This is a genomic window from Cellvibrio sp. PSBB006, from assembly GCF_002162135.1.
Taxonomy (GTDB): Bacteria; Pseudomonadota; Gammaproteobacteria; order Pseudomonadales; family Cellvibrionaceae; genus Cellvibrio.
In genome coordinates, this window is sequence record NZ_CP021382.1 from 88,914 (window position 1) to 113,009 (window position 24,096).

Here is a 24,096-nt window from a genome sequence, read left to right on the forward strand (position 1 = left end):
TTTTAGCGGGATCGCAAACCAGCGCCGGTTTATGCATAAACGGTATTCAAACGGCGCCACCATACCCCAACTGCCGCCACGCCTCATACACCATCACGGCCACCGCGTTGGATAAATTCATACTGCGGCTGTTGGCCTGCATGGGGATGCGCAAGACCTGTTCCGGTGGCAGGGATTCGCGGATGCTGGCGGGCAGGCCGCGTGTCTCTGGCCCAAACACCAAATGGTCGTTGTCGCGAAAACGAGCCTCGCTGTGAGTCCGGGTGCCTTTAGTGCTGAGCGCGAACAGGCGCTCGGGTTGCGCACGGTCGAGAAAGTCCTGCCAGTGGCGATAGCGCTTTACGTCCTGCCATTCCGCGTAATCCAGGCCAGCGCGGGTCAGGCGTTTGTCGTCCAGCTCAAATCCCAGCGGTTCAATTAAATGTAAGCCGCATCCGGTATTCGCTGCTAATCTGATGATATTACCGGTGTTTGGTGGAATCTCCGGTTCAAATAAAACAATGTGGAGCATTTGGCAAAATCACCCCTCTGGTCTAAGGTTACGTTAATGGTTATGTTTATGTCGTCGAATATAACTAAAGGTTATTACAGGCGAAGCTCGTTACAAGCATTTCCATGTGGCGCATTATTCAACAATGAGCTACATTAATTAAAATAATCCTGCCAGTGAGGCAATCTTGTTGAAGCTGTTCGGTGCAAAAAAGCGTCAGAACGAGGTAATCGGTGTCGAATTTGGCGCTGAAGGCGTGGCCTTCGCGCATGTCCAGCGCTTCGCTACCCAGCAACCTCGCTTGGCCCACTGCGAATTTCTCCCCTGTAATGCCGATGATGATCAAGCTGATATTCTCAAAAATCGCCTGGCGAAATTGGGTTTGTCGCGCTTGCCATGTCATCTGGTTTTACCGCCTGCGGAATATAACCTCCTATTAGGTGAAGCGCCAAAAGTGCCGGCCGAAGAATTGGCTGAGGCTCTGCGTTGGCGGGTTAAAGATCTCATTACCTTTCCTGTTGCTGAAGCCATCATCGATGCATTTTTATTGCCCGAGGACAGCGCCCGTGGCACCAGTCGCATGGCCTATGCGGTCGTCGCTCAGCGGAAAAATATCGAGGCGTTAGTCGCACGCGCACGTGCGGCGCAGTTGTCGCTTGATGTCATTGATATTGCTGAACTCGCGCTGCGTAATCTGGCGGAAGCCTGTTGCGATACACAGCGCGGTGTTGCCCTGGTGAAGTTGGGGCAGGGTGGCGGCAGCTTACAGATTTTGCGCAACGGTAACCTCTATCTCTCGCGTCAATTTTCCCTGGCTTACAACGCTGGCCTGCTGGATGACTTGCCAGCCGATGCATTGGTGTTGGAGTTGCAGCGTTCACTGGATTATTTCGAGCGCCAGTTGCGCCAGTCACCGCCGAGTCACGTTTATATCTGTGGTGAAAATGTCACCGAAGATAAATTGACGGCTGACATTAAAAACAGTTTGCCCATATCCATCCGCTTGCTGTCTTTGCAAGAGGGTTTGCAGATTGACGACACAATAGCAGCGCATAGCTTGTCGTTGTGTTTATCGGCGGTGGGCGCTGCCCTGCGCCAGGATCGGGTGGGGGAGGCGTGATGCAACAGATTAACCTCTATCGCCCCGAATTCCGCCCCAGCCGCGAACCACTGCGCAGCGTGCATATGCTGTGGGGGCTGGTCGCATTAATTTTTCTATTGAGTATTTATTCTGGCTTTACGCATCAAGGCAACGCGCGCCTGCAACAACAACTGGCAAATGAACAGGCGCTGCTGGAGTCACAACAGCTGACGTTGCAGAAATTATCTTTGCAACAAACACAGAATCAGCCGGCGCAATTGGACGCGGAGATCGAGCGGTTACAACAGGAAATCGAGCGCCGTAAACAAATTCTGGCGTTAATCACAGATCAGGATTTTGGAAATACCAAGGGCTTCTCGGCGCATATCCAGGCAATGGCGCGGCAGTCGCTGGAGACCTTGGCGCTGGAAAGTTTTTCGCTGAAAAGTGGCGGTAATTATGTGGAGCTGGCGGGAAAAACCCGCAAGCCGGATCAGGTGCCATTGTATTTGCAGCGTTTGCGTGCGGAAGACAGCTTCAGCAAAACGCGTTTCGGTGTGCTGAATGTCGAGCGCGATGAACAGGATACTTATATGTTGCAATTCCAGGTAGCCAAGCCAGCATCAAAGGAGAATAAATAATCATGTGGGAGGGGCTTGCAAATCTACAACAAAAAATCGACAGCCGCGTTCTGCGTGAGCGCGTGTTGTTATTTTTAACGGCATTGGCGGTTGTATTTTTATTGTGGAGTTTGCTGCTCCAGAATGCGATTGATGCACGCCAGAAAAATCTCTCAAGTCAACTTGATGCTGTGCGCACGCAGCGTCAGGCATTGGACGCGCAGATTGCCACTGTCAGCCTGGCGGTGGCGAATAATCCTAATACCGGTAAGCAGAATACTATTGCGACATTAAAGGCCGACCTGGCGCAGATGGATAGCGATCTGGCGAATTTATCCCAGGGGTTGGTGAGCGCCGCAGAATTACCGCAAATATTGCAGGATGTGTTATTGCAAACCGGGGAGTTAACACTCGTGCAACTTCAGACATTGCCGGTGCAGGAGCTGCAATTAACGCGCATCGAACCAACAGACGGCGCGCAAGGCAAAGGTGCTGGGGTATTCAAGCATGAGGTCGTATTAAAAGTCTCCGGTAGCTATTTTGAAGTGCTGACCTTTTTAACGTCACTGGAATCCACGCGCTGGCGTTTTTATTGGGAACAGTTGGACTATGCTGTCACCGATTATCCGAACGCTGATATTGAACTACGCGTTTACACATTAAGCGCAGAGAAGGGGTTATTAGGTGTTTAAAGTCTGCGGATTTTTGATTCTGTTGTTTTTGACAGCAGCGTCCTCGGCGGACGAGCGCCTGCGCGACCCTACGCAGCCATTGAGTTATTCCGTCGCAGGGCCTAAAGCACAACAGACGCTGGTGTTGAATTCAATCCTGATCAGCAGTGAGCGCAAGCTGGCGATCATCAATGGCCAAACGCTGCGCGAGAACGATGTTATCAACGGTTCCAACGGCGTGCGAATCAAACACATCAGCGCCAATGAAGTTCAGCTGCAACAGGGCGCGAGGCAGTGGAAGCTCTCATTGAATACGACATCGGTCAGACAATAATAAAACCGATGCCCGACACAACACATTGCACAGATTGAGGTCGAGTAGGCTATGCCACATACGTTAGGCTCCAAATTAAAGCTCATCAGCCGCCAGTTGTTGCTGGCCAATATTGTTTTGCTGGCGGCCTGCTCGGGGCCGGCCGACAAAAAGCTGGCAGCTGAAAGTGAAATGGACAACGTCATTGCCGAGCAAAATAAACAGCCCGATGTGCCAGCTGCTGTCAGTCAGTCCTTATTAGATGCGCCGTCATCCAAACCTCAACCGCGCCCTGGTGCTGAGCGATTTGATGTATCGGTACGCGATGTTGCCGCGCGCGATTTTTTTCTGGGCTTGGTTAATGGCACTGGTGTGAATGTCGTGGTGCATCCGGATGTTGGTGGCAGTATTTCATTGAATCTGAAAAATGTGACCGTTGAAGATGTGCTGCGTGTAACGCGGGATATTTATGGCTACGAGTATAAATACCAGCGTGGCATCTACACCATCTACGCGAATGAACTGCGCACCCAGGTATTTCATGTCAATTATCTTGATGTGCAACGTGTCGGTGTTTCTGATACCAGTGTAATGATCGGGCGCGCGCAATCCAATAATAACTCCGGCGGTTACGGTGCAAGCAATTCAGCCGATTTGGGCGATACCGCAAATCTGTTAGGCATGCTGGAGGGGGATCAACAATCTGCCGGCGGTTCGGGTCTGACACCGGGTTCGCGCGTGCAAACCTTGAATCGTACTGATTTCTGGGTGTCTTTGCGTTCCACCATTGCTGCCATTATCGGTGGCGAAACGGATGAGCGTATGGTGGTCGTAACACCTCAGGCGGGCATGATTGCGGTTAAAGCATTGCCCCATGAATTGAGTGCAGTCCGCGAATTTCTGGAGCGCTCCGAGTTGAGCGTAAAACGCCAGGTTATTCTGGAAGCCAAAATTGTGGAAGTGCAATTGAACGAAGGATTTGAGGCGGGAATTAATTGGGGCGCAATCGGCGGCCAGTTGAGTTACGGCTACAACGTGGAAGATGGTTTTGACATTGCTGGAACAGGCGGTGCGGTTAATCGATGGAGGCCCATTACCCGAACCATCACCTATTATGACGGAGAAGGTAATTTACAGAGTATGTCTGTACCGACACGCGAGGACACCGGCGGTACATTTGCGGCGTTATTGCGCGTGGGAGACATTACTGAACTGCTGTCATTGCTGGAAACCCAGGGCGATGTGCAAGTGCTTTCCAGCCCGCGCGTGTCCACGGTGAATAACCAGAAAGCGGTGATTCGTGTCGGGTCGGATGAGTATTTTGTCACCGGTATTTCCAATAACACCACTGCCAATGTGTCATCGGTGACCAGCACACCCAACATTGAACTTTCGCCGTTCTTCAGTGGTATCTCTCTCGATGTCACGCCGCAAATCGCGGAGAACGGTGAGGTGATTTTGCATATCCACCCGGTGGTGAGTGAAGTGCAGGACCAACTGAAAGTATTCACCGTTGGCGATGAAAATTTCTCTTTGCCTTTGGCGCTGCGCGGTATCCGTGAATCCGACAGCATCGTGCGTGCCGCGAACGGGCAGGTCATCGTACTGGGTGGTTTGATGCAGGAAAATATCACGAATGTTGATGGTAAACGGCCGTTTATTGGCGACATTCCCATCATCAACACCTTGTTCAAAACCAAAAGTAAACGCAGAACCAAAACCGAGTTGGTCATTTTGCTGCGGCCCATTGTGGTCGGTGAAAATACCTGGAATGAGGAACTCAACAAAAGCCAGCAAGGTATGCAGCGCATGGGCGAGGCTTACCGGGAAAGATAACCATGTATCGTCAACATTTTGGATTGCAAGAGCATCCGTTTTCGCTGACGCCTGACACGCAGTTTTTTTATAACAGTCAGAGTCACCGCGAAGTGTTGAGTACGTTATTGCTCGCGTTGCGCCACAGTGAGGGGTTTATCAAAGTGGTCGGCGAAGTCGGAACCGGAAAAACGCTGTTGAGTCGCAAACTCCTGGCCAGCCTCGGTGAGCAATATATTACTGCGTATATTCCCAATCCCTATCTCACGCCCGATGAACTTAAATGGTTTCTGGCGGAGGAAATCGGTATTGCTTATTCACCCGAATTGCCGTCATACCAATTACTGAAAGACATCAACGCTCGCTTGGTGGAGTTGGCAAAAGCGAAGCGTCAGGTGGTTTTGGTGATCGACGAAGCGCAGGCCATGCCGCGCGAAACGATAGAAGCCTTGCGCTTGTTAACGAATCTTGAAACGGAAAAAAGCAAACTCTTGCAGGTCGTGCTGTTCGGCCAACCGGAGTTGGATGAATTGTTAAATCGTCCGGATTTGCGCCAGTTGAAACAGCGAATTGTGTTCTCGGAATATTTGCAGAGTATTGCACGAAAGCATTTGCCGGATTATGTCAACTATCGACTGAAGTCTGCGGGCTACACTGGCAATCCGTTATTTAACCGTTCGGCTTTGTCGTTGTTATACAGCGCATCCGGTGGTGTGCCGCGTTTGATTAATGTGATGGCGCATAAGGCGATGTTGGCGGCTTACGGGGAGGGTGCCGATAAGGTTCGTCGGTGCCATATTGAGCGCGCGATTGCTGATACCGGTGAGAGTCGCTCTCTCGGTCGCTGGCTGGCGCGCCGCGATTATTGGTTATGGCCTTCATTAGCGGCACTGGCCGCGGTTGGTATTGTTGTTCCCGGTTTGTTGGGGATGACATTATGAGTTTGGTAAACGATATGTTGCGCGACCTGGCGGCGCGGCAGCAAGCCGATCATTCGACAACGGCAGAAAATGATGCGCTGTTACAGCAATCATCGTTGTTGCAAAGAAGCCGCTATACCTGGATGCCCAGCGTATTGATATTTGTTGTGGTTATTTTACTGGCACTGGTTGCACAATTATTTTTGCAAAAAAATAACGAACAAGAGCTGCCGCAAGCCCATGTGTCACCGGAGACCCTTGAAGTTGCTCCTGCACAGGAAGCTTCTGTTTTTGAAGAGAAAGCAAATGACAACATGCAGAAAGACGCCGCGCCGAAAGTGTTGGTGCCGAAAGAACCTTTATCGGAAGAGCTTGCACCTGTTGATACAGTTGCAACCGAATCACACAACGCAAAGCAACAGGAAGATATTTATCGCCTGTTGCAACAGGCAGAGCGTGCATTAACGCTGGATCGTTTAACCGCACCGATTGAAGACAATGCGTATCGGTACTATCAGGAAATCCTGAGATTAGCGCCAGATAATCAACCGGCTGTGGAAGGAATGCAGCGCATCGCGCAGCGTTATCTGGAATTGGCACAGGATGCATATCAGGACGGCGAAACGACGCGCGTGGAAACACTTTTGCAACGCGCTGAATGGGTAGCACCGGATTATGCAGCGATTGCAGCGTTCCGCGCACAGTTGCAGCAGGTGACTTCCTCACCGCAGCCTGTGACGACGGAAGACTCGATTGTTAATTCCAATGCAGAGGTTGCATCCGTTCCGGTTAAAACCTTACCGGTGGCAGAAGCCAAACCGAGTGATCTTGATATTAAGCCAAGCCCCGGTTGGCAAGATCAGCAAATGGTTGCCCAAGCGGATGCCTTGATTGAACAAGGCCATGACGATGCGGCGGTTTTATCGTTGCAGCAATTTATCGCGCAGCACCCGCAACCGGTCAAATCCGCAGTCCGTTTGTTTGATTTGTATGTTCAACAAAACAATCAGGAGGCGGCGCGTTTATTGTTGCAGCAGGCCGATGCTTATTTACCTGTAACGGATCACACACGCCTGACGGCACAATTATTAACCGCACAAGGCCAGCATGGGGCTGCACTGGCGGTATTGGAAAAAGACATTGAGCAGGCCAGGCAGGATGAAACCTATCGCGCGTTGCTCGCTGCGCTTTATCACAAAGCCGCACGTTATCAGGAATCAGCGACTCATTATCGCCGGCTGTTAACGAACTTTGGCGAGAAACCGGCGTATTGGTTGGGTTTGGCGTTGGCGTTGGATGCCTTGCAAGAAAATGCCAGCGCACTGGAGGCCTACCAACGTATTGGCTTGCAGGACGCGCAGCCGCAGGTTAGAGATTATGTTGCGCAGCGCATTGCTGCTTTATCGCATTAACAGGTACAAAAAACCATGACAACCATGGCAAAACGAATTCGCATCGGCGACTTGCTGGTCGAAAAAAATATGATCACCGAGACGCAATTGCAGCACGCACTGCAAGAGCAAAAACTCAGTGGCCGCAAGCTGGGTAATACGCTGGTTGAGTTGGGCTATGTGGAAGAGAACGCGCTGCTGAATCTTTTGTCGGCGCAGCTGAATATTCCGTTTGTTGAGTTAAAACAGTTTCGTTTTGATCGCGCTCTGGTGCAATCCTTGCCGGAAACCAGTGCGCGCCGCTACCGGGTGATTGTGCTGCGTGAAGACTTCGACGGATTGTTACTGGGCATGGCAGACCCTACGGATCTATTTTGTCTTGATGAACTACAGCGCATCCTTAAAAAGCCGCTAAAACCGGCGGTGGTACGTGAGTCAGAATTACTGGATGTATTGGATATTGCCTACACCCGCGCCAGTGAGATCGCCACACTGGCCGGCGAACTGGACGAAGAGCTGCAAGAAGCGGCGGTTGACCTGGCTGATTTTGTTACCGAAGCGGCCGATAGTGACGCCCCTGTCGTCAAGCTGCTGCAAAAAATATTTGAAGAAGCGATTAACACTAAAGCCTCGGATATTCACATTGAACCGGATGAAAAAGTCTTGCGCATCCGTAACCGGATTGACGGCGTATTACTTGAACAGGTGATGAATGAAAAACGTATCGCATCGGCGTTAGTGGTGCGACTAAAGTTGATGGCTGGCCTTGATATCTCTGAAAAGCGTTTACCGCAAGATGGCCGGTTTAATCTCAAGGTTAAAAATCGCAACATTGATGTGCGTATGTCGACCATGCCGGTGCAGTTTGGTGAGTCAGTGGTCATGCGTTTACTGGACCATACCGACGGCGTGCTGGCGCTGAATAAAGTGGGTATGCCGACAACCCTGATGGAACGTTTTCGCCGCGTGATTACGCGCCCACATGGTCTGGTGTTGGTAACGGGGCCAACCGGTAGCGGTAAAACAACAACACTCTACGGTGCGTTGTCGGAGTTGAATAAGCCGGAGAAGAAAATCATCACCGTAGAAGACCCGGTGGAATATCGCTTGCCGCGTATTAACCAGGTTCAGTTACACGAAAAAATCGGTTTGACCTTTGGCAATGTGTTGCGCGCGACTTTGCGGCAAGACCCGGACATTTTGTTGGTGGGAGAGATCCGCGACGCAGAATCCGCCGAAATTGCCCTTCGTGCCGCGATGACCGGTCACATGGTGTTATCCACCTTGCACACCAACGACGCGGTCACTTCGGCGTTACGTTTGATTGATATCGGCGTCGATGGTTATCTGGTTGCCACTGCCTTAAAAGCGATTGTGGCGCAGCGTCTGGTGCGCAAGATTTGCACCAGCTGTATTCAGGATTACACGCCCGATGCCAACGATGTGCAATTGATTAAAACCGTTGGCAAAGGAAGAGATTTTTCCGGCGTAACGTTTAAACACGGCGCCGGTTGTCCTCATTGCCACAACACCGGGTATCGCGGGCGCATCGGTGTATTTGAAATGCTTGAACTGAATCAGCCGATGGCCGAAGCCTTACGTGAAAACAACATCAACGCTTTTACCCGTGCAGCAACAGAGAGCCCTTATTTTCAATCGCTCAGCCTTGTTGCATTGGAATATGCTGAAAAAGGATTAACCACGCTCGACGAAGTCATGGGCATCACCGCCCAGGTCGAAGAAGCCATTTAAAAAAACGTAGGTCGGCTTAGCGCAGCGTAAGCCGACAAAAAGAGCCGAATAAAACACCTATGACAATCTACGCTTTCCGAGGACGCAATGCAGAAGGTCAACCGGTCAACGGCCAGGTAGACGCTTCCAGCCCGGACGCCGCCGCAACACAGTTGCTGAATCGCGGTGTCACGCCCATTGCGTTGGAAGAGCAGAAATCGCAACAGGGTTTTGCCCAATACTGGCAGGAACTGACGCAAAGTCGACGCGTGGAAACCGTTGAACTGATTATGTTCTGCCGGCAAATGTACACCATTACCAAAGCAGGCATTCCTTTGGTAAAAGGTTTGCGCGGTTTATCTGCGTCGTTGCGCAATCCAACATTCCAGAAAATCTTGCTGGATATTATTGAACGATTGGAATCCGGGGTGGAATTATCTACCGCTATGCGTTACCACCCCAAAGTCTTTAACCAATTATTTATCAGCATGGTAAGTGTGGGTGAAGGCAGCGGTCGGTTGGATCTGGCGTTTCATCAATTAAGCGAATACATGGAACGGGATCTGGAGACGATCAAAAGTATTAAAACCGCGTTGCGCTACCCCAGTTTTGTGTTGATCGCATTAGCGATTGCAATAGGCGTTATCAACGTCAAGGTTATTCCGGCGTTTGCTGGTTTATTTAGTAAGTTCGGTGCGCAGCTGCCGTTGCCAACGCGCATCCTGATTGGCATTTCAGATTTTTTTGTTAACTATTGGCTGTATATGTTGGTCATTATCGCGATCGGCGGTGCCATGCTGTACAGCTATATCCAGACGCCGGAAGGCAGCCGCCAATGGGGCAAAAAGAAACTGCGCGTCTGGATTGTGGGTGACATCATCGAACGCGCTTCCATGGCGCGTTATGCCCGCTCGTTTGGGTTGATGATGAAGGCCGGTTTACCCATCAGCAATGCTTTGGAGCTATCCGCGCGCGCGATTGATAATCCCTACCTGGGCGACAAGGTGCGCGCGATTCGCGCCGGCATAGAACGGGGCGAAGGTTTATTTCAGACGCACCAGGCAAGTGGCATGTTTACGCCGTTGGTTTTGCAGATGGTGTCTGTCGGTGAAGAGAGCGGGCAGGTTGATGTGTTGCTGGAGGAAGTTGCCGCCTTTTACGAACGCGAAGTGGCTTACGACGTAAAAAAACTCAGTGATCGAATCGAACCGATCATGATCATCATCATGGCCGGATTTGTTACGGTGCTCGCACTGGGTATTTTTCTGCCCATGTGGGATATGTACAACATTCAAAAGGCATGACGACATGATTCGTCAACAAGGGTGGAGCCGGTTTGAATGGCTGATTACGGTCAGTGCAATAGGCATCGTCCTGTTGTTTGCTGTTGTACGTTACCTGGATATGGCGCGCGAAGGGCGGCGTATGGGGTTTGAGTTACTTGCGCATCATTTTACCGCCGGGGTGGCCTTGGCTCGCGCGAGTTGGTTGATTAATCGGGTCAACCCGGAACAATTTTTTGTGCAGATTGATGGTCAGTTTATTTATATGAGCGATCAGGGTTGGCCGATGTCAACCGAGCCGGTCGTGGCAAAAGACGAACCGGAAAAAGCGACGGCTTTTTGTCAGCAGCTGTGGGAGAGTTTATTGCAAAATCCGCAGCAAGCTACAGTCGCAGAGTCGGATTGGGGGCAACGACAATACCATATCAGCAGTCCGAAGCAGGGCATGTGTCGCTATGAACTGGTAACAGAGCCGCGTGGCAGCCATTTTTTTGACTACAACGTGCAAACCGGCCAAGTGTCGGTAACAACACCCGCTGCGAAGCAGGTGTCAAGTTTATGATCCTTTTTGGGCGGCGCTGGCATACTTATTGAAGTGGTCTATATTAGTAGGTAAGCGAGCGTCAATTTTCTGATATTGCGGCGGGTGCGGTGCTCAATATCAGACAAGGAAGGTTGGGTAGTATTGGGCTAGAGGTAGTGTGTTAGTCGCAATAACATTTTGGTTTTTTTACAATAATTTTTTGTCTGGAGTCTGGTTATGAAGAAACAACAATCCGGTTTTACCTTGATTGAATTGATCGCGGTTATTGTGATTTTGGGTATCTTGGCAGCTACGGCGTTGCCACGGTTTATTGATTTGTCGGATGCTGCTAGAGAATCAGCTGTAGAGGGCGTTGCTGGCAGTTTGGCCAGCGCGAGTGCATTGAATTACGCCGCCGCTGTAGCAACAGACGCGGGAGTTCAGGACGCCCCGACCCCCACCGCTGTAGCAAATTGCACAGATGCAGCTGCCTTACTTGAAGGAGGTGCTTTACCACCTAATTATGAAATTGTAGCCGCGGCTGTTGCTGATGGTGCGTCTGTAACGTGCGTTCTCCACACTCCTAGCATTGCTGACACCGAAGCTGACGCTAATTTTGTGGTTTATGGGGTAACGCTTTGATTAATTATGCCTACGTATGAGCTTAGAACAGAGAGGGTTCACGTTACTTGAGTTAATTGCCATTCTGATTATGATTGGCGTCCTTGCGACTGCTTTTGTATATAGAGTTAATGTGGTACCCACTTCTATTGTTCAAACAAGCCGCGATGACATCATCGCGGCTTTGTTTTTCGCCCAACAAACCGCCATGGCGCGAGATAATATTCAATTGTCCATCAACGCCAATAGAGTAGACATTACCGAAAACGGTAATTCCATTCGCATCCACAGCGATGCCTATCCGCTCACTTTGCCATCAGGTGTCAGCGTTACCTCAACGCGACCCACCTATGCATACGATAAATTGGGAAAAACCACACCGGGAAGTATCACTGTAAGTCGCGACGGCGTATCCGCCACGATTACTGTTGAGGCCAGCGGCTATGCCCATTATTGATCACCGTCGCTACAAATTTTCGAAGCTTCGTTTCCATCAAGGCGTCAGCCTTATCGAACTCATCGTCTTTATTGTCGTCGTCAGCATTGCCCTGACCGCGTTGATTGCGGTGTACGTGCAATCCAGCAGCAACAGTGTTGATCCCATTATTCGCGTGCGCTTGTTGGAAGCGGCGCAATCGAAGCTCGATGAAATTATTGCGCTGAAGTACGACGAGGCGACGCCGAGCGGTGGCATTCCCGCATGCGATAGTACTCAAGCTACCGTCAGTTGTACCAACACACTGGATGCCAACATCGATGATGTGGACGATTTTCATAATCGCACCGATGCGCCTTTTCCCAATTACCAACGCCAGGTCAGCGTGACAACGGAAAACAATCGCAAACGCATCACTGTTACTGTCTCAGCGCCTGACGGTCAGACGCTGACCCTTGCCGCTTATCGGTACAATTTCTGATGCGTGACCTTAACGAACAACAGGGCTTTACCCTGATCGAATTGATTACCGTCGTGGTTATCCTTTCGATTGTGGCGGTGATTGGCAGCCAGTTTGTCGTCAGCTCAACACAAAATTATGAAACCACCCGTACGCGGGCTTTGTTGGTGAATACCGGACGTCAAGCTGTCGAACAGATGACGCGCCAATTGCGCATTGCCTTGCCGTACAGCCTCGTAACCAGTGCGGGTGATCAATGTATTAAATTTATGCCGATTGCAGCGGGTGGAAATTATCTGACGCCGGTACCGGATACGGCCAACGGTGCAGCTGCCAACGCCAACATTACAGTGTCGCCTTTCGATGTGGAATATGGCTCAGCACAATGGGTGAGCATCGGCGCACTCTCCTCGGCAGAACTTTACGCCACCAATCCCGTGTCTCTGGCGCCCCTGACGGGAACGGGTGCTAACAGCTTAACCTTGTCGGCCCCCAAACAATGGCAACGCAATTCCATCAACCGTCGTTTTTATGTGCTTAACAATCCACAAGCGTTTTGCCTGGTCGGAACCCAATTGCGTTTTTACCCCAATCAATCCACAGCGAATACCAATATTGATTTATCAGAGGATTATGAATTGATGGCAGAAAATGTTTTCGCTGTCGATTCGCGCGCGCCCTTTGCTTTGTCCGCCGGCAGTGAAAACCGCAACGCACTGGTTACCATTAATCTTGCATTTGCCAGTGGTCCTGAGCGAGTGGATTTGACACAGGAGGTCATGATCAGAAATGTCCCCTGACTTTTATCGTCGCCGTTCAGTTAGTGTTATGCAAAAATCCCAACGAGGTTTTTTGATTCCGCTGGCAATTTTTATCGTGGTCGTCATGAGTTTTTTTGCTATAGCACTGTGGCGTACCACGGTGCAAACCACGCTGTCCGGCGCGCAGGAGCTGGTAAGTATCCAGGCATTTTATGCAGCGGAGAGCGGTGCCCAGGAGGCCATGCAGGTATTGTTCTTTCCCGATGCATCCAACCGCATGGCGATTAATGGGCGCTGTACCGGTTTGAACATCGATACATCATTCAACGGTGTTGCCGGTCTGAATGGCTGCACCGTTCAGGCAAGCTGCACTTGCACAAGTTGTAGCGCCAGTGATACATCCAGTTACTACACCATCACCAGTACCGGCACCTGCGGTTCCGGATTGATTAGTGCATCGCGAACCGTAAAAGTCGGTTCTTTTACCGATCAGGAATAACGCAAAAAAATAGTTATAGAAAAATATAAACAGACGGGATTAACCATGAGTCGGCAACCTATCCGGGCAAAACAACAAAACCAGGGCAGCGCATTGTTTGCATTGCTAATGGCTTTTTGTTTCGTTTGGTTTTGTACAGGTACGGCTCCTGCCATTGCGCAATGTACCAATTGCTCGACGACGACAGTCGGCGGTGACGTGGTGCTGACCTTTATGTCTGGCACGGGAAGTTTTACGGCACCCGAGGGTATTACGTCGGTGCAATATCTGGTTATCGGTGGCGGTGGTGGTGGCGGTGGCATTATCAGCACGTCAAATAACGAAAGCGTTGGTGGTGCTGGCGGCGGCGGTGCAGGTGGCGTACGCAGCGGCACGCTAAGTGTTGTTCCTTTTACCGCTTACACCACGCAGGTCGGCGTCGGCGGTGTTGCTGGTATCGGCGAAACAAGAGCGGGCGGTACCGGTGGTGCTTCCTCTTTTTCCACGATTACATCGGCTGGTGGTGGCGGTGGTGCGTCGGTCTTATTTGCTGCCACATCCGGCGGTTCAGGAGGCGGTGGCCGCTTGGGAAATAATGGCGCGAGTGGTACCGGAGGACAAGGGAACAGTGGCGGTAATGGCGCTGGTGGTCAAACAAATACGGCAGCAGCAGGCGGTGGCGGCGGTGCGGGCACTGCAGGTGGTAATGGATCTGCAAATACCGGCGGCACCGGCGGTGCGGGTGTGAGTAACAACATTACCGGCAGCGCAGTCACCTATGGCGGTGGGGGGCGTGGCGGCGGTTTTTTTGGCAGCTCTCCTAACGGAGCCGGTGGTGCAGGTGGCACCGGTGGCGGTGGTTCTGCGCCGGGCTCCAGAGGCGCTGGCGGCAACGGAACAGCAAACACGGGCGGTGGCGGCGGCGGTGCGTCGGGAGGCCAGGGTTCCGGCTCCCAATTCAACGGCGGCATTGGCGGTTCAGGTATTGTCATTATCCGTTACACACCGGGTGGTACACGCTACGCGGTAAATAATGGTAACTGGAATGCGACGAGCACTTGGAGTGCAACCAGTTGCAGTGGCACCAGCGGTGCGGCGGTGCCGACGGCAGCAGACGACGTCGTTATTTGTAACAACCGAACAGTGACGTTAACCGCTGCAGCGGCTGCAAAATCTGTGGTGCTGGAAACTGGTGGGTCAAATGTCAATTTAAACCACAACGCTGGAGTCGCATTGACGGTAGGGACCGGCGGTGTAACGGTCAATGGTGCAAATACCAGCAATGCGTCAAAGATCTGGAATATTGGTACGGGCAGTGCGACCGTGAATGGTCCGGTCACCCTGAATGGCGGAAATAACAGCAACCGAACCGCGCAAATTAATTTGACTGCCGGCACGCTGGATATCAATAGCAACCTAATCATTTCCACTAACAACCCGGATGCAGCTTTTATTCAAGCAACCGGCGCCGCCAATATTTTTCTTTCCGGTAGCCTCACCGTTCCGAACGGTAGTGCGCGAATACTTCCGGGAACCAGCAGTACCTTCACTTACGACGGCACCGGCACACAAACGGTTATGTTAGGTGTGAGTGATATCAATTATTACAACCTGATTATGGCTGGCAGTGGCACGAAGAATCAAACCTCCTGGAGTGTTCCGACCATTGCTGGTAGCACTCAGGTTTTAGCCGGTGTGACATTTGAAAATTCTGCTGCGGTTATTTATCAAGGAGAGTTTATTAATACTGGAACAACCAATGCCTCGGCCCAGCAGCAATATCTGAACAACTTTACTAACAACAACAATTATTCAGCGACAGCTGCGCAACAATATCGCGCAAACTTTTCCAATAGTGGTAGCTTCACATCCGGCACAGGTTTGCATTCATTTAATGGCAGCAGTTTGCAACAGTTAGCCGGCGCAACAACATTCAATCGAATGGAATTAAATAACGCAGCGGGGTTGTCCATCAACAATGATGTCACGGTTCAAGAGCAAATCACGCTAACCAGTGGACCATTGATTACCAACACTAATGTGTTGCGTGTGGCTCAAACGGGTGGATGGTCAGGTGTGAGTCGTGGCAGTGGATGGGTGGCTGGTAATTTAGGCTTGTGGATGCCTGCGGGTTATCAGGGGCGCACGTTTGATATTGGTGATGTAGCAGCCTATCGACCGCTGGTGATGACTATTCCCAACGTGACCGCAGCCGGTTTTATTGTGGTCAATATCAGCCAATCAAACGGTGATCATCCACAAATTGATAGTTCAAATCTGGATGCCGCGCGGTCAGTCAATCGTTGGTGGAGTATTACGAGCGAAGGTGCAGCCATCGCAACAATGGATGTGACCTTTAACTATCTGGCTGGGGATATTGACGCAGGTGCAACGCCGCAAAATTTCGAAGTTCAGCGGTACACCGGCGGCACATGGAATGATGTCACCGTTAATTCACGTTCTGCAACCAGTACGCAGGGAACCGCTATTACAGCGTTTGGACAATTTGCAGTTGCTGAACCCGGATTGTCAGTACCGGTATGTACCACTTTGGTCAGTGGTATTATCGGGCAGTATTTTAATAATACGTCTTTATCCGGCACGGCAGTGGGTAGTCGAATCGATGGGCCTATTAACTTTGATTGGGTTGGCGGAAGTCCAGGGGTAGCCGGCGTAAACGCCGATCAATTTTCGGTTCGCTGGGATGGTTTGGTGCGCATTACTCAAAGTGGCAATTACCGCTTTCAAACCGCATCGGATGACGGTGTGCGCCTGTGGGTGAATGATGTCCTGGTTATTAATAATTGGACAGATCATTCAAATACAACCAATACCAGCACCGACGTTGCATTGGTTGCGGGTCAAACCTACAGTATTCGCCTGGAGTACTATGAAAACGGCGGTCAGTCACTGATACGCCTGCGCTGGCTCACGCCGGGGGCCGGTTCTTATGTGGCTATCCCTGCTGGCCCATCTCCTTCACTGGGGGCTGGGCTTTATCATTGCGCAACAACGGAAATCTGTTCGGGTGTGGAACCCAGTGGCGGCATTCAGGGAGAATACTTCAACAATATAACCATGACTGGCACCCCCGCCGGTACGCGTGTTGATGGCCCGATTGATTATATGTGGAATCAATCGGCGCCCGGTGTGACTGGCGTGAATGCGGATGAATTTTCGATTCGTTGGAATGGGCGTTTGCGTGTAACCGCTACAGGTAATTATCAATTCCAGACGCGTTCTGACGATGGGGTACGTTTGTGGGTTAATGAACAATTATTAATAGATCAATGGAACGATCACAGCGCAACGGATCACACCAGTGGCAATGTGTATCTTGTTGCCGGGCAGGTATATCCGATTCGCATGGAGTTTTATGAGCGCCTGATCGATGCTGAAATTCGCCTGCGTTGGCGCGTGCCGGGGAGCAGTACATTTGTCGCGATTCCGCGCGGGCCGAGTCCAGCCGTTGGTGCTGGTTTATATTATTGTCCAGCCGTACCGACAGTCAGCTATTACACCATCTCGCACAGCGGAACTGGTGTGACCTGTGAAGCAGAACCCATTGTAATTACGGCACGAGATATTAATGGCGATGCTATTGCACCAACTGCCGGCACGACGGCGGTGCTGGCAACAGTGCCAGCGACCGGCGTATGGGTTGGTGGAAATAGTTATGTCTTCAGCGGTGTAGAAACCTCGTTCGTTAAATACCTGCAACAACTAACCCCAGCCGTGTTAAATATCAATGTCAATGATGGAACATCGACGGAGATTGCGTCTGCTGATCCCGATATTGCATTCAGTGATGTGGGGCTTCGTTTTTACGGTGATGGAAATTTAATCCCTTTGCAAAACCAGGTTGCCGGCATGTTGAATTCCTCACCGATTATTCGCGCCGTACAAACCAACACGGATACCGGTGCTTGCGAAGCACGCGTGGCGGGAACGCGGACGGTGCAGATGGGTTATGAGTGCGTTAACCCTTCTACATGCAGTGCAGGGCAAACATTTACGGTGAATGGTAATGCTGTGTCAGCCAACCCAAACAATAACATCACAAATTATTCCAACGTTTTACTCAATTTTGATAACACGGGGACCGCCCCCATTCCGTTGAATTTTACTGATGTCGGCAGGATGCGTCTGCATGCGATCTTGCCGATTGCAGCGGAGGGTAATGATCCACCCTTTATTCTGACGGGTAGCAGTAATACGTTTGTGGTGAAACCCTACACGCTCGCCGTCAGTGGAGTGACCAATAACCCAGGTACCACGGGTAGTGGAGATGGATTTGTTGCAGCGGGTGAGAGCTTCACTGTATCAGTAGAAGCGCGTAACTTTGCTGGAGCACGTACGCCGAATTTTGGCAATGAAACCACATCGGAGCGCGACAGTGTCGCGTTGACGATTACCGAGTTAATTTATCCGACTGGTGGGGAGGCGGGTAATCTGACGGGTGCCGATGCAGGCAGTTTTAGTGCTATCGCACCGGCTGGTACCGTCCAAAACACCAATGTTTCCTGGAACGAGGTTGGAACTATTCGTTTACAACCGGAGCTCGCTGATGATGATTATTTGGGAGCGGGTGATTTAGTGACGTTGACGCCCAGCGGACCTGTCGGGCGTTTTTATCCCGACCACTTTACTCTCGGTTTTGTTGAGGCAGAGAACAGTTGTGATTCTTTTAGTTACATGAATGAAGGAATCAACCTGATTTACCGTGTAGAAGCACGGGCTGTGGGAGGTAGCATAACCACCAACTACCACTCGGAGATCTACTCAGGCACAGCAGAGAGTGTGTATCACGCAGAACACGGCAATCAAACTAACCTCAGTGAGCGGGTGATGGCTTCAGCCAGCGTCTGGACCAACGGCATCATGGATTTTGACACCAACAATCCGACAACGACATTTACGCTAATCCGCCAGCCCACCGGTGCGCCGGATGGACCTTACACGGATGTACAGCTGGGCCTCAGTTTTGAAGACACACTTGACAATCGGCAGTTAAATAATCTGGATATGAATGCCGCTACGCTGGGAGACTGCGACAGCGAAAACAATTGCGATGCACTCCGGCTTGGTGATTCACTGGCATTTGTTTATGGCCGCATGCATATCAAGGATGCATTTGGTTCAGAAAATTCACCCTTACCCATGTTCTGGCAAACCGAATTCTGGAATGGTAATACTTTTGTCTTAAATGGAGCAGATAGCTGTACGCAATTGCCGCTAACAAATGTGAGTTTCGTAGATTCCTCCAGCAGCGTGAATGCGGCAAGTGATACCATCAGCGTAACGCGCAGTGGTGCAACATCTGTTTTTAACTTTGCCGACCCCGACGCTACTGACGTAATGGGTGACGGCCTTACCACAACAGCTATCGCGTTCCAGAATGGACGTGCCGGCATTCAATACGGTGCACCGGGTGCACAAATCACATACCCCATCCTGATTGACCTGAGCGGCTTGCCCCATCTTCAATACGACTGGAACCAGGATACAAATTACGCGGACCCCTTTTTACCGCGCGTTGAAGTACGGTTCTCCAATTACCGTGGTCATGATCGCATCATTTATTGGCGAGAAGATTTTCGTTAACGCTGCCGACACAATAACTGGCGTAGTATTTGCTCTTAATCTATCTTTTTCAGTCATTCATTAGTCGAGGTAAAGCTATGGATATGACCATCACCACGCCCAGTCTCCTGTTTCCCGCCATTTCTTTATTGTTGCTGGCCTACACCAACCGTTTTGTTACGTTAACGAACGTTATTCGTCAATTAAGCGCACCGGAAGGCTCACCATCCAAAGAAGTTGTTCGTCGGCAAATTGTAGGCTTACGCAAGCGTTTGCAGATTATTCGATTGATGCAAGCCAGTGGTGTAATGTCATTTGTATTTTGCACGCTGTCCATGTTCGCTCTGTTGCTGCAATTTTATTTACTCGGCCAGTTCCTTTTTGCGGTAAGCCTGATTCTGTTGGTAGTGTCTTTGTTGTTTTCGTTCTATGAGGTAAACATCTCAACGAATGCAATTAACATTGAATTAGAAAAGTTTGACGAGAAGCACTGAAACAAGTTTTGTTGTTTAAGATATTGCCGATTGGCAGTGCGGTAGTTTTCCATGAAGCCCAAGGGTTTCGAAACCCTTGGGCTTCATGGAAAACGTGTTCAGTACTCTCAAGCTAAATCAACAATCAATGAACCGGCGGCGCCTCCAACCGGATATCCACCGCTAACTCATCCGCAATCAAATCCAATTGGTCATACAGCGCATCCATATCCACGCTCTCCGGCACCTCAATAATCCCCGTCGCTTCAAATAACGGCTCGCCCGACCAAGGCATACTGGAATAGGAAGTTTCCAGTTCATCCATGTTAATATTGCGCCCCGCAAAGGCTTGGGCTATTTCATAGACAATACCCGGTCGGTCGTTACCGACCACGCTGAAATGAAATTCGCGGCAGGCCGTCTTTTCGGCGGCGACGGAACTTTCAACAATGATCTTTAACCCCTTGCCGGACAATTCCTGCAAGGCATTGCGCAAGGTCTCCTGCTGGTCGGCGGCTACCGCGACTTGTAAAATCCCGGCGAACTTGCCAGCCAAATGCGCCATGCGGCTTTCCAGCCAATTGCCGTGGTGCTGGCTGATAGTGTGTGCTAATAGCTCGACCACGCCGGGTTTATCTTCGCTGATGACGGTCAAGACAAGGTAGGTAGTTGCTGAGGTATTCACGGTACAATCCTTATTGTTAATGATTTGCCTGAGTATAACCCTGCGGATGAGTCTGAAAAACCGTTGCCGTGAAGAAACTGACTAATTGCTGCCCGGCGTTACGAATGCATTCAGGAGAAAGCCCGTGATTATTCCTGCCCAATCCTTATCCGCAGAAGCACTGCAAGGTTTGATTGAAGAGTTTATTACCCGTGAAGGAACGGACTATGGATGGGATGAAGTCCCCTTATCCGCCAAAGTCGAACAGGTTCGTCGCCAGATAGAAAAAGGCGATGTGGTGATCGTCTTCGATAGCGCCAGCGAGACAGTCAGTTTACTAACACGTCGCGACGCGCAATCTTTGTCAGATGACGCATAATATTTTAAGAAACACGCCAACAGAAACGCCTCTGGCAACGCTGTTATTTGCCCACGGTGCCGGTGCGCCTATGGACAGCAACTTCATGAGTGTGATGAGTGAATTGCTGTGCACAAGGCATTGTGAAGTGGTTCGGTTTGAATTTCCTTACATGGCCGAACGGCGTGTGACGGGCAAAAAACGTCCGCCGAATACGACGGAGGTATTGCTGGAATCCTGGCGGCAGGTGGCGGCTGAGCAGCGTGAAGTGTTGCCGGCCGGCCGTAGATTACTGATTGGCGGCAAGTCAATGGGCGGCCGTATGGCCAGTATGATCGCTGATGAGTTACAAGTGGATGGATTGGTTTGTTTAGGATATCCCTTTCATCCACCAGGCAAACCGGAGCGTTTGCGTATCGAGCATCTACAAAGATTAGCTACCCCGACCCTGATCGTTCAGGGCGAGCATGACCCTCTGGGGAATAGCCAGGAAGTTAGCGGCTATCCTTTGTCGGCGACGATAGACATACAGTGGCTGTCGGATGGTGATCATGATTTCAAGCCGCGCGTTAAATCCGGGCACACCCAATCGCAACATTGGGAGCAAGCTGCCGATTTGACGCTTGAATTTATTCGTTCTCTCACTAAAAAGAGTCTTGTGTGAACCATTTATTTTTGCATTGTCGGCCCGGTTTCGAAAAAGAGTGCGCTGCTGAGATCACGGATATTGCCGGTGAGTTGGGCATATATGGTTACAGTAAAACCAAAGACGGTAGCGCCTATGTTTTATTTATTACCCATGAACCGACGGCGGCTCAGCATTTGATTCAGACGGTACGCTTCCGGCAATTAATTTTTATTCGACAATGGTTTGTGAGCGGATCAGCGTTGACTAACTTACCGGTAACGGATCGTGTTACGCCTTTGGTATCCGCCGCACATGATTTGCCTGTTGCTCGTGAATTGCTGATTGAAACGGTGGATACTAACGAAGGGAAAGAATTATCGACGCTGAGCAAAAAATTTCTCGCGCCCTTCACCAAAGCACTGCGCACACAAAAATTACAGGATGAAAAAAGTTCATGGCGTTTGCACCTGGTATTTATCAGTGGAACAGAGGCCTACTTGGGTGTTAGCCCTCTCAATAACAGCGCTTCCTGGCCCATGGGCATTCCCCGCTTGCGTTTACCAAAATCTGCACCCAGCCGTGCGACATTGAAACTGGAAGAGGCCTGGCATCACTTCATTCCCGCCGCCGATTGGGATGAACGTTTAGCTCACAGTATGCGTGCTGTGGACTTGGGAGCTGCACCTGGTGGTTGGACCTGGCAACTTGTTCAGCGCGGTATGTTTGTTGATGCGGTGGATAATGGCCCTATGGATCAGGCGCTGATGGATTCCGGTCAGGTCAAACATCAGCGGTTGGATGGTTTTGTATACGAACCTAAAAAACCGGTGGATTGGTTGGTATGTGACATTGTGGATAAGCCGGCGCGGGTTACCAGTTTAATTTGTAAGTGGGCGACCAAAGGCTATTGTCGCGAAGCTATCTTCAACCTTAAGTTACCGATGAAGCAACGCTACATTGAAGTCAAAAAATGTGAGCGCCGCATTCGCGATGATCTGGCGGCTTTGGGATTGAAGCTGGAGATCCAGTTTAAGCAGTTGTACCATGATCGCGAAGAAGTGACCGGACATTTACGGATTTATTGATGGTTTAATGAACCCGATAAGCCATCAATGAAATGCGCTTTTTTCTGATGTGGCGTGTTGTAAAATCCATTCGGCGAATACGGCCCAGTCTTCAATTAGTCCACGCAGAATTTTAATATGCTGAGGCGGCAGATCTTTTTTTGCCACAGCATGTGTGCCGATATCCGTTAGAGCGGAAACGATTTTGCCTACGGTTTCCGCGCCGAGTAAGCGGACAACATCGGTATTCAAATGCATTTCGCCGGTGTGGCTTCCCAAGGTCGCTTCCGGTGGTGCAAAATGAATGCTATCGATGGTTTTTTTCAGAGCAAAAGCAAGCTCCGGGTTATTATTGCGTAATAACCGGAAAGTAAGTTCCAGCACCTGGCGGCTGAACATGTCGGGTGGTTGGTGATACATATAGTGTGTGTTCCGAGACATCGAACAGGGTTCCCCGGCGGTTGTCTGTATGTTGGCTAGGCCCGACGCAACGAATCCGCATTGGCGCAACCTCATGTCGTGTAATTATCCTAAACCAAGTGTAGCAATCGACAAGTGATTTGCCCGCCTGTTCATAGACGAAGTGAGACTATGAAACGAGAAATCGATAAATTTTTGGATGCGTCTGGCTTGTTGTGCCCGGAGCCAGTGATGTTGTTGCATAAGACAATGCGTGATGCAGCAGTAGGCGATGTAATTGAAGTGATCGCTACGGACCCTTCAACGACGCGGGATATACCGAAGTTTTGCCATTTTCTGGGTCATGAATTGCTGGAGCAGGAAGTGCGCGATAAGCACTATGTGTATTACATCTGCAAACGCTAGAAATTTAAATATTTGGTTATAGCGTCAGGGCGCTCGTACAATTTTTTACAAATAGTATTAAAAAATGTGAAGCAGATATGCCTTGGTTGCAGTTTGATCAGCAGTACTGCTACGAGGATTTAATGCAGATAGTGAAGGGAAAGTAAATCTTGCCGCATCGCAGGATGCGGCAGTCAGGGAGGTTTTTCGGTCAGTCTTTAATCAGACGCCATCAACCAACAGTGATATTGCAGCCAAGGCTTCCGGGTCTTCCGCTTTGATCTTGTTAGCGATCTGATGCTGGAAGAAATAACGGAAGTTTTCACTGGTCTGTGCCGGGTACAGACAATCATCACCCGGCAATACCGGTGTGCTGATGACTTTAGTCTGGTCGGTTAACATGCCGTAGAGGCTGCCATCGTTCAGCAGGCGCCAACTGACGACCTCTACCAGTGATAAACGATTACTTCCGGGGCTGGCCAACACGGCGTGAGTGCCGATGGTATCGGGCAATTCCTGCACAATATCATCGTCATTTTCACACTGCAGCTCGTAATACTCGGCCGCTGTTTCCAGCTCAACTATCTTGTGTATTGGAGCCTCGAAAAAGACCTCATCGATACCCTGGTCATAGTAGCCTTCCCAGTGACCATTCAAGGGATCACAGATATCAGGGCAGGGCACTATATCGTTTAGCCATGGCACTAACCCTACAACCTCTCCATTAGCCCGTAATCCCCAACAGAGGATTTTGAGACTGAAGAGTTTGTCAGAGCTGGTGTCGTTAGAGTAGAGCATTTCGAGCCCGTCAAGCTCAGGAGCCAGACGGATAAAACGCTCTTCGTGGAGTGCAGAGAAGGATTTACCGGTGAAGATATCCACGACATTATTCATGTTGTGGCCTGTGTCTGAGGTCTTCATAATAACA

At 50.4% G+C, this 24,096-nt stretch carries 25 protein-coding genes; 21 read left to right on the forward strand and 4 right to left on the reverse strand.

All coding sequences use genetic code 11. The features are described 5' to 3' along the window. Window positions 1-46: 46 nt before the first annotated feature. Window positions 47-511, reverse strand: coding sequence for a tRNA (uridine(34)/cytosine(34)/5-carboxymethylaminomethyluridine(34)-2'-O)-methyltransferase TrmL (gene trmL, locus CBR65_RS00430; protein WP_087465032.1), 465 nt, complete (start codon window positions 509-511; stop codon window positions 47-49). Window positions 512-677: 166 nt separating this feature from the next. Here trmL and pilM point away from each other — a divergent pair, with 166 nt between their 5' ends. From pilM to CBR65_RS00525, 17 genes are all read left to right on the forward strand, one after another. Beyond that, complete coding sequence (gene pilM, locus CBR65_RS00435) at window positions 678-1,610, forward strand: type IV pilus biogenesis protein PilM (protein WP_232461289.1); 933 nt, start codon at window positions 678-680, stop codon at window positions 1,608-1,610. Further along, the gene (locus CBR65_RS00440) at window positions 1,610-2,212 is read left to right on the forward strand and encodes a hypothetical protein (RefSeq protein ID WP_087465034.1); all 603 of its coding nucleotides are present in this window, start codon (window positions 1,610-1,612) and stop codon (window positions 2,210-2,212) included. The genes pilM and CBR65_RS00440 overlap by 1 nt, the downstream gene beginning before the upstream one ends. A 2-nt stretch (window positions 2,213-2,214) precedes the next feature. Then, complete coding sequence (locus tag CBR65_RS00445) at window positions 2,215-2,883, forward strand: hypothetical protein (RefSeq protein ID WP_087465035.1); 669 nt, start codon at window positions 2,215-2,217, stop codon at window positions 2,881-2,883. Beyond that, the gene (locus CBR65_RS00450; RefSeq protein WP_087465036.1) at window positions 2,876-3,196 is read left to right on the forward strand and encodes a hypothetical protein; all 321 of its coding nucleotides are present in this window, start codon (window positions 2,876-2,878) and stop codon (window positions 3,194-3,196) included. The genes CBR65_RS00445 and CBR65_RS00450 overlap by 8 nt, the downstream gene beginning before the upstream one ends. Window positions 3,197-3,247: 51 nt before the next feature. After that, window positions 3,248-5,011: a pilus (MSHA type) biogenesis protein MshL gene (gene mshL, locus CBR65_RS00455; protein WP_087465037.1), complete on the forward strand. Its 1,764-nt coding sequence runs from the start codon at window positions 3,248-3,250 to the stop codon at window positions 5,009-5,011. Between the two features lie 2 nt (window positions 5,012-5,013). Continuing rightward, window positions 5,014-5,931, forward strand: a complete 918-nt coding sequence (locus CBR65_RS00460) for an ExeA family protein (protein ID WP_087465038.1) — start codon at window positions 5,014-5,016, stop codon at window positions 5,929-5,931. Beyond that, window positions 5,928-7,322 (forward strand): lipopolysaccharide assembly protein LapB, encoded by a 1,395-nt coding sequence (locus CBR65_RS00465; RefSeq protein ID WP_087465039.1) that lies wholly within the window; start codon window positions 5,928-5,930, stop codon window positions 7,320-7,322. Before CBR65_RS00460 ends, CBR65_RS00465 begins: the two co-directional genes overlap by 4 nt. A gap of 15 nt (window positions 7,323-7,337) precedes the next feature. Further along, the gene (locus CBR65_RS00470) at window positions 7,338-9,053 is read left to right on the forward strand and encodes a GspE/PulE family protein (RefSeq protein WP_087465040.1); all 1,716 of its coding nucleotides are present in this window, start codon (window positions 7,338-7,340) and stop codon (window positions 9,051-9,053) included. A 59-nt stretch (window positions 9,054-9,112) separates the two neighbouring features. After that, complete coding sequence (locus tag CBR65_RS00475; protein ID WP_087465041.1) at window positions 9,113-10,336, forward strand: type II secretion system F family protein; 1,224 nt, start codon at window positions 9,113-9,115, stop codon at window positions 10,334-10,336. A 4-nt stretch (window positions 10,337-10,340) separates the two neighbouring features. Then, complete coding sequence (locus tag CBR65_RS00480; RefSeq protein WP_087465042.1) at window positions 10,341-10,877, forward strand: hypothetical protein; 537 nt, start codon at window positions 10,341-10,343, stop codon at window positions 10,875-10,877. 198 nt (window positions 10,878-11,075) lie between these two features. Beyond that, window positions 11,076-11,480, forward strand: coding sequence for a type II secretion system protein (locus CBR65_RS22610; protein ID WP_087465043.1), 405 nt, complete (start codon window positions 11,076-11,078; stop codon window positions 11,478-11,480). Between the two features lie 112 nt (window positions 11,481-11,592). Then, window positions 11,593-11,916: a hypothetical protein gene (locus CBR65_RS00490; RefSeq protein ID WP_087465044.1), complete on the forward strand. Its 324-nt coding sequence runs from the start codon at window positions 11,593-11,595 to the stop codon at window positions 11,914-11,916. Next, on the forward strand, window positions 11,903-12,376 hold the full coding sequence (locus tag CBR65_RS00495; RefSeq protein WP_087465045.1) for an MSHA biogenesis protein MshD: 474 nt from the start codon (window positions 11,903-11,905) through the stop codon (window positions 12,374-12,376). Before CBR65_RS00490 ends, CBR65_RS00495 begins: the two co-directional genes overlap by 14 nt. Further along, window positions 12,376-13,155, forward strand: coding sequence for a type II secretion system protein J (locus tag CBR65_RS00500; RefSeq protein WP_087465046.1), 780 nt, complete (start codon window positions 12,376-12,378; stop codon window positions 13,153-13,155). The genes CBR65_RS00495 and CBR65_RS00500 overlap by 1 nt, the downstream gene beginning before the upstream one ends. Window positions 13,156-13,183: 28 nt before the next feature. Then, window positions 13,184-13,615: a pilus assembly PilX N-terminal domain-containing protein gene (locus CBR65_RS00505; protein ID WP_087468846.1), complete on the forward strand. Its 432-nt coding sequence runs from the start codon at window positions 13,184-13,186 to the stop codon at window positions 13,613-13,615. 45 nt (window positions 13,616-13,660) lie between these two features. Next, on the forward strand, window positions 13,661-19,198 hold the full coding sequence (locus CBR65_RS22615) for a DUF6701 domain-containing protein (RefSeq protein ID WP_157671930.1): 5,538 nt from the start codon (window positions 13,661-13,663) through the stop codon (window positions 19,196-19,198). Between the two features lie 77 nt (window positions 19,199-19,275). Further along, window positions 19,276-19,671, forward strand: coding sequence for a DUF2721 domain-containing protein (locus CBR65_RS00525; protein WP_087465050.1), 396 nt, complete (start codon window positions 19,276-19,278; stop codon window positions 19,669-19,671). Window positions 19,672-19,795: 124 nt separating this feature from the next. Here the strand turns inward: CBR65_RS00525 and CBR65_RS00530 are convergent, their stop codons facing one another. After that, window positions 19,796-20,335, reverse strand: coding sequence for a glycine cleavage system protein R (locus CBR65_RS00530; protein ID WP_087465051.1), 540 nt, complete (start codon window positions 20,333-20,335; stop codon window positions 19,796-19,798). Between the two features lie 124 nt (window positions 20,336-20,459). Here CBR65_RS00530 and CBR65_RS00535 point away from each other — a divergent pair, with 124 nt between their 5' ends. Genes CBR65_RS00535 through rlmM form a run of 3 tightly spaced genes read left to right on the forward strand, consistent with a single transcriptional unit; the run spans window position 20,460 to window position 22,385 of the window. Beyond that, a complete protein-coding gene (locus CBR65_RS00535) occupies window positions 20,460-20,693 on the forward strand; it encodes a YheU family protein (protein WP_087465052.1) in 234 nt (77 codons plus the stop codon). After that, a complete protein-coding gene (locus tag CBR65_RS00540; RefSeq protein WP_087465053.1) occupies window positions 20,683-21,336 on the forward strand; it encodes an alpha/beta family hydrolase in 654 nt (217 codons plus the stop codon). Before CBR65_RS00535 ends, CBR65_RS00540 begins: the two co-directional genes overlap by 11 nt. After that, window positions 21,333-22,385 (forward strand): 23S rRNA (cytidine(2498)-2'-O)-methyltransferase RlmM, encoded by a 1,053-nt coding sequence (gene rlmM / locus CBR65_RS00545; RefSeq protein WP_087465054.1) that lies wholly within the window; start codon window positions 21,333-21,335, stop codon window positions 22,383-22,385. Before CBR65_RS00540 ends, rlmM begins: the two co-directional genes overlap by 4 nt. Before the next feature lie 24 nt (window positions 22,386-22,409). Here rlmM and CBR65_RS00550 read toward each other — a convergent pair whose 3' ends face one another. Next, window positions 22,410-22,805, reverse strand: coding sequence for a hypothetical protein (locus CBR65_RS00550; RefSeq protein ID WP_232461290.1), 396 nt, complete (start codon window positions 22,803-22,805; stop codon window positions 22,410-22,412). A gap of 150 nt (window positions 22,806-22,955) precedes the next feature. Here CBR65_RS00550 and tusA point away from each other — a divergent pair, with 150 nt between their 5' ends. Further along, a complete protein-coding gene (tusA, locus tag CBR65_RS00555) occupies window positions 22,956-23,189 on the forward strand; it encodes a sulfurtransferase TusA (RefSeq protein ID WP_087465056.1) in 234 nt (77 codons plus the stop codon). A 201-nt stretch (window positions 23,190-23,390) separates the two neighbouring features. Here the strand turns inward: tusA and CBR65_RS00560 are convergent, their stop codons facing one another. Continuing rightward, the gene (locus CBR65_RS00560) at window positions 23,391-24,089 is read right to left on the reverse strand and encodes a hypothetical protein (RefSeq protein ID WP_087465057.1); all 699 of its coding nucleotides are present in this window, start codon (window positions 24,087-24,089) and stop codon (window positions 23,391-23,393) included. Window positions 24,090-24,096 lie beyond the last annotated feature (7 nt).

Coding starts and splice junctions, on each gene's coding strand:
- trmL (WP_087465032.1), bottom strand. CDS start 511: ATGCTCCACATTGTTTTATTTGAACCGGAGATTCCACCAAACACCGGT.
- CBR65_RS00440 (WP_087465034.1), top strand. CDS start 1,610: ATGCAACAGATTAACCTCTATCGCCCCGAATTCCGCCCCAGCCGCGAA.
- CBR65_RS00445 (WP_087465035.1), top strand. CDS start 2,215: ATGTGGGAGGGGCTTGCAAATCTACAACAAAAAATCGACAGCCGCGTT.
- mshL (WP_087465037.1), top strand. CDS start 3,248: ATGCCACATACGTTAGGCTCCAAATTAAAGCTCATCAGCCGCCAGTTG.
- CBR65_RS00460 (WP_087465038.1), top strand. CDS start 5,014: ATGTATCGTCAACATTTTGGATTGCAAGAGCATCCGTTTTCGCTGACG.
- CBR65_RS00465 (WP_087465039.1), top strand. CDS start 5,928: ATGAGTTTGGTAAACGATATGTTGCGCGACCTGGCGGCGCGGCAGCAA.
- CBR65_RS00470 (WP_087465040.1), top strand. CDS start 7,338: ATGACAACCATGGCAAAACGAATTCGCATCGGCGACTTGCTGGTCGAA.
- CBR65_RS00475 (WP_087465041.1), top strand. CDS start 9,113: ATGACAATCTACGCTTTCCGAGGACGCAATGCAGAAGGTCAACCGGTC.
- CBR65_RS00480 (WP_087465042.1), top strand. CDS start 10,341: ATGATTCGTCAACAAGGGTGGAGCCGGTTTGAATGGCTGATTACGGTC.
- CBR65_RS22610 (WP_087465043.1), top strand. CDS start 11,076: ATGAAGAAACAACAATCCGGTTTTACCTTGATTGAATTGATCGCGGTT.
- CBR65_RS00495 (WP_087465045.1), top strand. CDS start 11,903: ATGCCCATTATTGATCACCGTCGCTACAAATTTTCGAAGCTTCGTTTC.
- CBR65_RS00500 (WP_087465046.1), top strand. CDS start 12,376: ATGCGTGACCTTAACGAACAACAGGGCTTTACCCTGATCGAATTGATT.
- CBR65_RS00505 (WP_087468846.1), top strand. CDS start 13,184: ATGCAAAAATCCCAACGAGGTTTTTTGATTCCGCTGGCAATTTTTATC.
- CBR65_RS22615 (WP_157671930.1), top strand. CDS start 13,661: ATGAGTCGGCAACCTATCCGGGCAAAACAACAAAACCAGGGCAGCGCA.
- CBR65_RS00525 (WP_087465050.1), top strand. CDS start 19,276: ATGGATATGACCATCACCACGCCCAGTCTCCTGTTTCCCGCCATTTCT.
- CBR65_RS00540 (WP_087465053.1), top strand. CDS start 20,683: ATGACGCATAATATTTTAAGAAACACGCCAACAGAAACGCCTCTGGCA.
- CBR65_RS00550 (WP_232461290.1), bottom strand. CDS start 22,805: ATGTCTCGGAACACACACTATATGTATCACCAACCACCCGACATGTTC.
- tusA (WP_087465056.1), top strand. CDS start 22,956: ATGAAACGAGAAATCGATAAATTTTTGGATGCGTCTGGCTTGTTGTGC.
- CBR65_RS00560 (WP_087465057.1), bottom strand. CDS start 24,089: ATGAAGACCTCAGACACAGGCCACAACATGAATAATGTCGTGGATATC.